Raw genomic sequence first — 7,702 nt, forward strand, 5'->3', positions numbered from 1 at the left:
TCAGACGCCGGAGGGGCTGGGTAGATCCAGCCTCGCCGGCGTTTGAGGAACGGGGGTCCGGGGCGGAGCCCCAGGGGGGTCCGGGCGCAGCCCGGGGAACGGTGGAACGGCACACCCGCAGCCGGGGCTGCACGCCGGGCCGCATGACGCCGCCCGGCAGGGCAAGAGATGCTCAGCGCCCCAGGTAGCGCGGAGCCTCCTTGGCGAGGAAGGCGGCGACGGCGATCCCGTGGTCCTCAGAGGCCCCCGCACGGGCCTGGAGCACGTCCTCGTGGTCCAGCGCGTCGGAGAGCGACCGGGAGGCCCCGTACGCCAGGGACTCCTTCAGCGCCGCGTAGGCGACCGTCGGGCCCTCGGCCAGTCGCCGGGCCACGGCCAGCGCTTCGGCCGCCAGCTCGTCCGAGGGGACGACGCGGTTCGCGATGCCGAGGTCCAGGGCCTCCTGGGCCTTCACGGAGCGGGGGAAGAGCAGCAGGTCGGAGGCGCGCGAGCCGCCGATCAGGCGGGGCAGCGTCCACGAGACGCCCGAGTCGGCCGTCAGGGCGACCCCCGCGAAGGAGGTGTTGAAGGAGGCGGTGTCCGCGACCACGCGGAAGTCCGCCGCCAGGGCGAACCCGAATCCCGCGCCCGCCGCGACGCCGTTCACGCCCGCGACCACCGGCTTCGGCATCTCCGTCAGCGCCCGGACGATCGGGTTGTAGTGCTCCGCGACGGTGTTCATGGTCAGTGAGGAGCCGTGCTCCCGGTCGGCGGCCAGGAACCCGACGTGCTCCTTGAGGTCCTGGCCGACGCAGAACGCCCGGTTGCCCGCCGCGGTGAGCAGGACCGCCCGTACGGCCGGATCCGCGGCCGCCGCCCGGGCCGCGTCGCGCAGGGCGACCTTGGCCTCGGTGTTCATGGCGTTCATGGCCTCGGGACGGTTGATCGTGATGGTCGCGAGTCCGTCGGTCACTTCGTAGAGCACGCTGTCGGCCATGCCGGGGGTCCCCCTTCGTCGCGGGCTGGCTACCGGCCGGTATCGGCCGGTGCAAAGGTCAGCATGGCGGACCGGACCGGGGTCGCACATGTGATGTGCGTCAAATAAACGGAAGGGCATACTCGTGCCGCGGCGGCGAAGTATCGCAGGCGTGTCCCCGAAATGAGTGGTTTTGGTCAAGCGCGTTGCACAAGCGTTCCCAGCCGATGTTGGTCATCGGGGTCTGACATGCGGGATAATGGCCTGGAAGCAATGTGTTCGATGCCGGGTACTAGGCGCCTGAATGGGGCCGTCGGCTGACGATGAACTGGTTTCAGGAAGGGGAACGAGCATGGCGGCCATGAAGCCGCGGACGGGCGACGGCCCGCTCGAGGTCACCAAGGAGGGGCGGGGCATCGTCATGCGCGTACCGCTCGAGGGCGGCGGTCGGCTCGTCGTCGAGCTGACTCCGGACGAGGCGGACGCCCTGGGTGACGCCCTGAAGAAGGTCGTCGGCTGATCCCCCAGGGACGCTGACAGAACTTTCGCTGCATTCTCTGCACTGCCCCGGCCGCACCAAGCGGTCGGGGCAGTGTTGTGTCCCGAGGCCGGGACCCAGCCCCAGCCGAGCCCCGGACCGAGCCGAGCCGAGCCCCAGACCGTGATCGCCGGAGCCGCACCGTGACCTTCTCCCCGCCCGCTCCGCCGGCCTTCGCCGACTGCACGCCCCGTCAGAAGGCGGCCCGGGTCCTCACGGAGGTCCTGGCGCCGGCGAACCTGGTGGTGGCCCAGCTCCTGCTGATCGGCTGGCACAGCACCAGGTCGTGGCCCGGTCTCGGCTGGGGCCTGCTCGGCGCCCTGTTCTGCGGAGCGGTCCCGATCGGCATCATCCTGCTCGGGGTCCGGCGCGGGGCGCTGACCGACCAGCACATCCGGGTACGGCGCCAGCGGGTCGTCCCGATGGGGCTGAGCCTGGTCTCGGTCGTCGCCGGGATCACCCTCCTGCGCGTGCTCGGCGCCCCGGCCGACGTCTTCGCGCTCGTCGTCGCGATGCTCGTCGGCCTCGTGTCCTCGCTGCTGGTGACGGTCGGCTGGCAGATATCCATCCACATGTCGGTGGCCGGCGGCACCGTGATGGTCCTGCTGCTGGTCTTCGGACCGGCGCTGCTCCCCGCGGTGCTGGTCGCCGTCGGCGTGGGATGGTCCCGGCTGGTCCTGAAGGCGCACACCACCGCGCAGCTCCTCGCCGGCACCGCGCTGGGCGGTACGGCCGCGCTGACCTTCGCGCTGCTGCGCTGAGCTGCTGCGCCCACCCGAAGACCGGCCGGCCCCTACCGCGCCGGGCTCAGCGCCGGACCGCGCACAGCAGGCCGTCGCCCACCGGGAGCAGGGCGGCCTCCAGGGCCGGGGTCTCGCGGACGGTGCGCAGCAGCTCGCGGACGCGGAGCACCTCGACCGGCTGGGCCGCGGAGTCGACCGTACGGCCGTCCGAGAAGACTCCCTCGAAGCAGACGAGGCCGCCGGGGCGGAGCAGGCGCAACGATTCAGCGAGGTAGTCGAGGGACTCGGACGGGTCCCCGTCGCAGAAGACGAGGTCGTATCCGCCGTCGGCCAGCCGGGGCAGTACGTCCAGCGCGCGGCCGGGGATGAAGCGGGCGCGGTTGCCCGCGAAGCCGGCGGCGCGGAAGGCCTGGCGGGCGAAGGCCTGCCGGTCCGCTTCGGGATCCACCGTGGTCAGGACCCCGTCGGCGCGCATTCCGTGCAGGAGGTGGATGCCGGACACGCCGGTTCCGGTGCCGATCTCGGCGACCGCCTTCGCGTCCGCGGTGGCGGCGAGCAGGCGCAGCGCGGCCCCGGTGCCGGGGGAAACGGAGCGAAGTCCCGCTTCCCTGGACCGGTCGCGGGCCCATCGCAGAGCGTCGTCTTCGGCGACAAACGCGTCGGCGAACGCCCAGCTCGTCTGCCGGTTGCCGGTAATGACCCTCTCCTGTCCCCATAGTTGGCGCAACGGTGACTGTATCCGCTGGAGTCGGGAACCCGCAGATGGGACCGGGCGTTGAGAGCAGTAGAGACGCAAGAGCGGCCTGGGGCCCGGAGCCCGTGCAAAGTTACTGCAAAAATGCTTATCCAGAGCTGACGGGAGGGGTGGCTATGGTAGGGATTCCGCTGGACACCACCAGAGCCGACAGGGGAGGTGCGGCTGCGCCTGTGGATCGTGGGGGTGTCCTCCGACGCCTCTTCTGGTCGGCCGGTGAGCCGAAATCCGTGACCAACATTGCTGACCGTTTCCGCACCGTAGACACCGCAACCACCGCGACCTTCGCCGCCGATGCGGGCTCCCAGGCGTGGACCCCTCCCTCGTGGGAGGAGATCGTCAGCACGCACAGTGCGCGGGTCTACCGTCTCGCCTACAGGCTGACGGGCAACCAGCACGACGCCGAGGACCTGACGCAGGAAGTCTTCGTCCGCGTCTTCCGCTCGCTGTCCACGTACACGCCCGGCACCTTCGAGGGCTGGCTGCACCGGATCACCACGAACCTCTTCCTCGACATGGTCCGCCGCAAGCAGCGGATCCGCTTCGACGCCCTCGCCGACGACGCCGCCGAGCGGCTGCCGAGCCGTGAGCCGTCCCCGCAGCAGGTGCTGCACGACACCCACTTCGACGCGGACGTACAGCAGGCGCTGGACACCCTCGCGCCCGAGTTCCGTGCGGCCGTGGTGCTCTGTGACATCGAGGGCCTTTCCTACGAGGAGATCGCCGCCACGCTCGGCGTGAAGCTCGGCACCGTGCGCAGCCGTATCCACCGGGGCCGTTCGCACCTGCGCAAGGCGCTCAAGCACCGGTCTCCCGAGGCCCGTGCGGAGCAGCGCGCGCTGGCCGGTGTGGCGGTGGGCGCGCCCGGCGCCGGGGGAGAGGGCGGAGCCGAGTGAGCGGGATCAGTCCGTCCCCGTCGCCCGCCGAACAGGCGTCCTCCGCGGAACACCACCTGGGCGACCGGCTCGCCGCCCTCGTGGACGGGGAGTTGAGCCACGACGCGCGCGAGCGGGTACTGGCGCACCTGGCGACGTGTTCCAAGTGCAAGGCCGAGGCCGATGCGCAGCGCCGCCTGAAGACCATGTTCGTGGAGAGCGCGCCCCCTCCGCTGTCGGCCGGGCTGCTGGCACGGTTGCAGGGGCTGCCGGGGACCGGCCCCGAGGGCCCCTCAGGGCCTTCCGGACCCTTCGGCCCGCCGCCGGGAGCCGACCCCTTCGGGTCCTTCGGCTACGCGCCGCCCGCGGCCGCCGCCGCGCCGCAGCAGCAGGGCTTCCGGATACACGAGGTGGGCCGGCAGCGGCGCCGCTTCGCGTTCGTGGCCGCCGGAGCGGTGTCGCTCGCCGCGATCGCGCTGGGCGGCTCGCTGCCGATGGAAGCGGTCGAGCCCAATGCCCGGGGCGAGGCTCCGGCCGCGCGCACGGGACCCGTGGTTCCGGTGGTCGACGCGGTGGTCCGGGAGAACCGGCTGCCGAAGCCGGGCACCGTCCCGACGCTCCGCCCGGTCTCCCCGCTCGCGGCCTCCCCGGCGCCCTCCCGCCCGACCGGCTCCGCACACCCGGTGTCCCTGTACCGCTGAGCGGTCCGGGACGGTAGCTCCGTCCCGCCTGTGCGGCCCGCCGGGGCGGGCGGCACGGGCAACCTGGTTGAATCTCCGCCAGATGCGCCGCCCCGGGCGGCCGGCGGAGACCGACAGGCAGGCGGGGAGCACCCATGTCCGACAGTCAGCAGACCGATCCGGCGGCGGATCCGGTCCCCGCCCCCCTGCCCCGGTGGTGGAGCCGCCCCGCGGAGCCCGTCGGCGCGCCCGAGGGATCCGTACCGCCCCCTCGGACCGCTGAGCACGCGGACCCGGGTCCCGATGCGGATCCGGTGACGGCGCCCGTCCCTGTCCCCGCCGCCGTGCCCCAGTGGTGGAGCCGCCCCGCACAGCCGGTTACCGGGCACGAGGGATCCGTACCGCCCCCGCGGACCGTGCCGGAGCACGTCGCGGACCCGGACGCGGTGCCGCGGTACGACCCGTGGGGTGTGCGGCCGCTCCAGACGGTGGACCACGGCAGGGCGGGCTCGCGCCGGGTCCGGCTGCGCCAGGGCATCGTCCTCGGCCTCGGTACCGCCCTCCTGGCCGGCGGCATCGGCGGCTACGCCGGCGTCCTCGCCGAGCGGCAGGCCGGCACCCGCCTCGAACTCCCGCAGGCGGCCCCCGCCGACGGCGGCCGCGCCCCCGACAGCGTGGCCGGAATCGCCGCCACCGCACTGCCCGGCGTGGTCACCCTGCACGTCAACGCCGCGGAGGGCAGTTCGACCGGCACCGGCTTCGTCCTCGACGGCCAGGGCCACATCCTCACCAACAACCACGTGGTCCACGGGGCCCGGACCATAACGGTCACCTTCAGCACCGGCGAGAGCGTCGCCGCCGAGCTGGTCGGCGGCGACACCGGCTACGACCTGGCCGTCGTCAAGGTCGACGGGGTACGGGGCCTTCGGCCGCTCGCGCTCGGCAACTCCGAGAACGTCAAGGTCGGCGACCCGGTGGTGGCCATCGGGGCGCCCTTCGACCTCTCCAACACCGTCACCGCCGGGATCATCAGCGCCACCGGCCGCCCCATCACCGCCGGGGGCGACAAGGGCGACGGCAGCGACGTCAGCTACGTCGACGCACTCCAGACCGACGCCCCCATCAACCCCGGCAACTCCGGTGGACCGCTCCTCGACGCCAAGGCCCAGGTCATCGGCATCAACAGCGCCATCCGCGGAGGCGACGGCGGGGACAGCTCCGGACAGCAGCGCGGCAGCATCGGCCTCGGCTTCGCCATCCCGGTGAACCAGGGCAAGCGCGTCGCCGAGGAGCTGATGCGCACCGGCCGCGCCACCCACCCCGTCATCGGCGTCACCCTGGACATGGACTACTCCGGCGACGGGGCCCGGGTGGGGGAGAAGGGCGAGGGCGGGAAGCCTGCCGTGACCGCGAGCGGGCCCGGAGCCCGCGCGGGCATCAGGCCGGGCGACGTGATCACCAAGGTCGACGGGGTACGGGTGCACGGCGGCGACGAGCTGGTGATCAAGATCCGGGCCCACCGGCCGGGCGACCGGCTCACCCTCACCGTGCTGCGCGAGGGCCGGGAGCGCACGCTGGAAGTGGTCCTCGGATCGGCGAACGGTTCATGACGCGCGGGTGAAAGCAGAACCGGTCGGGCAATCAGCCGGTCCTGATGTATTGGCCTGCGGACCTGTCCGGGTACCGTGTGACAGGCCTGACGTGAAGAGAGCCGAGGAGCGGGGCAAGGTGTTCAACGACATAGGCGCACTCGAGCTGGTCACGATCGTGGTGCTCGCCATTCTCATCTTCGGCCCGGACAAGCTGCCCAAGGTCATCCAGGACGTCACGGGCGTCATCCGGAAGATCCGCGCGTTCTCCGACAGCGCGAAGCAGGACATCCGCTCCGAGCTCGGGCCGGAATTCAAGGACTTCGAGTTCGAGGACCTGAACCCGAAGAACTTCATCCGCAAGCAGCTGACCGAGAACGAGGACCTCAAGGAGATCCGGAGCAGCTTCGATCTCCGCAAGGAACTCAACGACGTCACCGACGCGGTCAACGGCAAGGAATCCGACGCGGCCGAGGCCGCCGGCGGAGCACTCCCGGCCGCCGCGCCGGGCGCCGGACCGGACATGGTCAAGAAGCCCGTGACCCCGGCGCAGGAGCAGCGCACGCGCTACGACGCCGACGCGACCTGACGCCACCACGGACCACGCGCGCGCCCGCCTGCCCGGCGAACCGCGGTCGGATGGCTATCCTCCTTTGAGTCCGGACCCAGGACGCCCGAGGGGGGTGGGCCGTTCCGGATCCCACGGAACGAGAGGCCGCGCAGATGGAGACGACGAGCAGTAGCCGGGTAGGCACGCAGCCCGCCGAGGCACAGACGCCCGCACCCCAGGACCATCCGCAACCCCCGGACGCGGCCGCCCCGCCCGTCCCTGCCGCCCGCCGGGCGGCCGAGGGGTACCTGCGGGCCGACTTCCCCTGGTACGGGCTGGACGGGGCCTTCACCGGCCCCCGCTGGCTGATGCAGGTCGCCGCGGGAGCCGACGGCACCGTGGAGCACGGCTCGACCGGTCACGGTGACGAGCCCTCCGCCCGCGGCGAGATCGCCACCGGGGAGAAGGAGCGCTTCGCGGTGGTCGTCACGGTGGCCAGCAACCCGCTGCGCCGCACCGCCGACGGCACCGGCGTCCTGGAGGCCACCTCGGTCTCCTCGGCGGCCTGGCTGGCCGGCTCGGGGCTGCTGGCCTACAGCTGGCCGGGGCAGATGGACCACAGCCTGCGCGACGACTGGCTCGACCAGCAGACCGAGGCCGCGTGGGAGCTCGCGGACGACCTCGCGGGGCCGGACTGGTCGACGCTGTCGCTGCCCGTGGACGGGGAGCCGACGCCGTTCCACTACCGCGAGTCGGAGTTCGGCTGGGTTCTGGCCGGATCGACCGGGAGCGGGGTGCACTTGGGTGCGTACGGGCGCGGGATGAGCGCGTACGGGATCGGCTTCTCGGTGATCGGCGACCTGGCGGCGTACGAGTAGGACGCACGAGCAGGACGTGAAAAAGGGGGGACCGGCGAGGAAATCTCCGCGCCGGGCCCCCCCCATCGTATAGCGGGAGAACGTGGGGGGCGGGGGGTTGCCGGTCTCTTTTTAACCAAAACGAGCCCCCCAGACCCGAG

9 protein-coding genes are annotated in these 7,702 nt (G+C 72.4%); 7 read left to right on the forward strand and 2 right to left on the reverse strand.

The genetic code is table 11. From position 1 onward, the window contains the following. Positions 1-172: 172 nt before the first annotated feature. Complete coding sequence (locus tag ACFVX6_RS37030; RefSeq protein WP_389698992.1) at positions 173-976, reverse strand: enoyl-CoA hydratase/isomerase family protein; 804 nt, start codon at positions 974-976, stop codon at positions 173-175. 331 nt (positions 977-1,307) lie between these two features. Between ACFVX6_RS37030 and ACFVX6_RS37035 the strand changes: the two genes are divergently transcribed. Together ACFVX6_RS37035 and ACFVX6_RS37040 are read left to right on the forward strand one after the other, a co-directional pair. After that, positions 1,308-1,475: a DUF3117 domain-containing protein gene (locus tag ACFVX6_RS37035; RefSeq protein WP_003966491.1), complete on the forward strand. Its 168-nt coding sequence runs from the start codon at positions 1,308-1,310 to the stop codon at positions 1,473-1,475. Positions 1,476-1,636: 161 nt separating this feature from the next. Beyond that, complete coding sequence (locus ACFVX6_RS37040; protein ID WP_389698993.1) at positions 1,637-2,254, forward strand: hypothetical protein; 618 nt, start codon at positions 1,637-1,639, stop codon at positions 2,252-2,254. Positions 2,255-2,300: 46 nt separating this feature from the next. Here ACFVX6_RS37040 and ACFVX6_RS37045 read toward each other — a convergent pair whose 3' ends face one another. Then, positions 2,301-2,963 carry an O-methyltransferase gene (locus ACFVX6_RS37045; RefSeq protein ID WP_250741749.1) on the reverse strand — a complete coding sequence of 221 codons (663 nt, stop codon included), beginning with the start codon at positions 2,961-2,963 and terminating at the stop codon, positions 2,301-2,303. A gap of 143 nt (positions 2,964-3,106) precedes the next feature. Here ACFVX6_RS37045 and sigE point away from each other — a divergent pair, with 143 nt between their 5' ends. The 5 genes from sigE to ACFVX6_RS37070 all read left to right on the forward strand — a co-directional run bounded on the left by sigE (position 3,107) and on the right by ACFVX6_RS37070 (position 7,562). After that, a complete protein-coding gene (gene sigE, locus ACFVX6_RS37050; protein ID WP_243335949.1) occupies positions 3,107-3,886 on the forward strand; it encodes an RNA polymerase sigma factor SigE in 780 nt (259 codons plus the stop codon). Continuing rightward, positions 3,883-4,566, forward strand: a complete 684-nt coding sequence (locus ACFVX6_RS37055; protein ID WP_389698994.1) for an anti-sigma factor family protein — start codon at positions 3,883-3,885, stop codon at positions 4,564-4,566. The genes sigE and ACFVX6_RS37055 overlap by 4 nt, the downstream gene beginning before the upstream one ends. A 134-nt stretch (positions 4,567-4,700) precedes the next feature. Beyond that, entirely contained in the window at positions 4,701-6,155 is a 1,455-nt protein-coding gene (locus ACFVX6_RS37060) for a S1C family serine protease (protein WP_389698995.1), read from the forward strand. A gap of 118 nt (positions 6,156-6,273) precedes the next feature. After that, complete coding sequence (locus tag ACFVX6_RS37065) at positions 6,274-6,723, forward strand: sec-independent translocase (RefSeq protein ID WP_389699007.1); 450 nt, start codon at positions 6,274-6,276, stop codon at positions 6,721-6,723. 134 nt (positions 6,724-6,857) lie between these two features. Then, the gene (locus tag ACFVX6_RS37070; RefSeq protein ID WP_389698996.1) at positions 6,858-7,562 is read left to right on the forward strand and encodes a hypothetical protein; all 705 of its coding nucleotides are present in this window, start codon (positions 6,858-6,860) and stop codon (positions 7,560-7,562) included. Positions 7,563-7,702: the final 140 nt, after the last annotated feature.

The sequence above is a fragment of the Streptomyces sp. NPDC058289 genome (genome assembly GCF_042880975.1).
In the GTDB taxonomy this organism is placed as follows: domain Bacteria; phylum Actinomycetota; class Actinomycetes; order Streptomycetales; family Streptomycetaceae; genus Streptomyces; species Streptomyces stoeckheimensis.